Source organism: Pseudomonas sp. K5002, from assembly GCF_013386655.1.
In the GTDB taxonomy this organism is placed as follows: Bacteria; Pseudomonadota; Gammaproteobacteria; order Pseudomonadales; family Pseudomonadaceae; genus Aquipseudomonas.
In genome coordinates this window covers 1-1,162 of sequence record NZ_JACARK010001435.1, presented here as the reverse complement: position 1 = coordinate 1,162, position 1,162 = coordinate 1, and the positions used below count along the sequence as shown (strand labels likewise).

Here is a 1,162-nt window from a genome sequence, read left to right as displayed (position 1 = left end):
GTGCCAAACGTCAGGGTGCCGGTCTTGTCGACCACCAGGGACGTCAGGTCCGCCAGCTCTTCGAGAAACGCCGAGCTGCGAATCAGAATGCCGTGACGCGCCGCCACCGCAATGCCCGCAATCGCCGTGGCCGGCGCCGACAACACCAAAGCACACGGGCACGCCGCCACCAGCACCGCGAGCATCGCCTGGGCGTCATTGGTGACAAACCAGGTGACCGCCGCCAGCAACAGCACCAGCACCATGTAGCTGCCGGCGTAGCGCTCCAGCAATCGGGTGATCGGCGGCTTCGAACGTTCGGCGCTCTGCATCAGGGCGATGACTTTGCCCAGCGTCGACTCATTGCCGGTGCGGGTCACTTCCAGGCGCAGCAAACCGTCGAGGTTGATCGCGCCACCAAACACCTGCACGCCGACACTCGCTTCCAGCGGCACCGATTCACCGGTAATCGGCGCGGTGTCGAGGCTGGCCTGGCCCGACAGCACCACGCCGTCGGCGGGCACGCGGTCACCGGCACGCACTTCGACGATATCGCCGGTCTTCAGGATGCCGTTGTCCACTTCCAGGATCGTCCCGTCCGCCTGCACCAACCGTGCGTGGCTACGGGTCAGCTTGCCCAGGGCATGAATCGCTTCCTGGGAGCCGATGACGCTGCGCTCTTCCAGCACATGGCCGAAGATCATGATGATCGGCAGCAGCGCGGCGGTCAGCAGGTCACCGGTAGCCCAGGCGCCAAGCATGGCCAGGGCGATCAGTTGGTCGGTGATGCCATGCAAACTTGGATACCGCAGGCTGTACCAGGCCGAACGCATCACGGGCACGGCCACCAGCAATGAGGCGACGCCCAACAGCAGTTGGCTCACGCCGGTCTGGTCCGGCGCCAGCCAGCGCCATACCAGGCCCAGGCTGAGCAGGCCCAGGGCGAGCATCGCCAGGGTCAGTTGCCGGGCGGCGCTGCGTTGTTCGGCCGATGAGAGCATCGGGGCTGCGTGGGCGGTCATTGTTCGGCTCCCTGAATGATCAGGCGGGAATCGTCTTTAGGGTCAACCGTGGTCACGGAGCCGGCCTGCCCGAGAATCTTCGGCAGGCGTTCGCGGTAGAGGCGCAGCAACAGGCCTGGGTCTTGGACCTGGGCCAGGCTGGCGACGGTAGCGGTTTGCGC

Annotated in this window: 1 protein-coding gene and 1 pseudogene; both read right to left on the bottom strand. The window is 66.0% G+C overall.

What is annotated here, in order from left to right; translation table 11 throughout:
* Positions 1 to 1,001 (bottom strand): HAD-IC family P-type ATPase (locus tag HX846_RS37005; RefSeq protein ID WP_178967436.1); only part of this gene is annotated, 1,001 nt, incomplete at its 3' end.
* Positions 998 to 1,162, bottom strand: a pseudogene (locus HX846_RS37000) (protease modulator HflK); the annotation flags it as partial. The gene HX846_RS37005 and the pseudogene HX846_RS37000, both read right to left, overlap by 4 nt.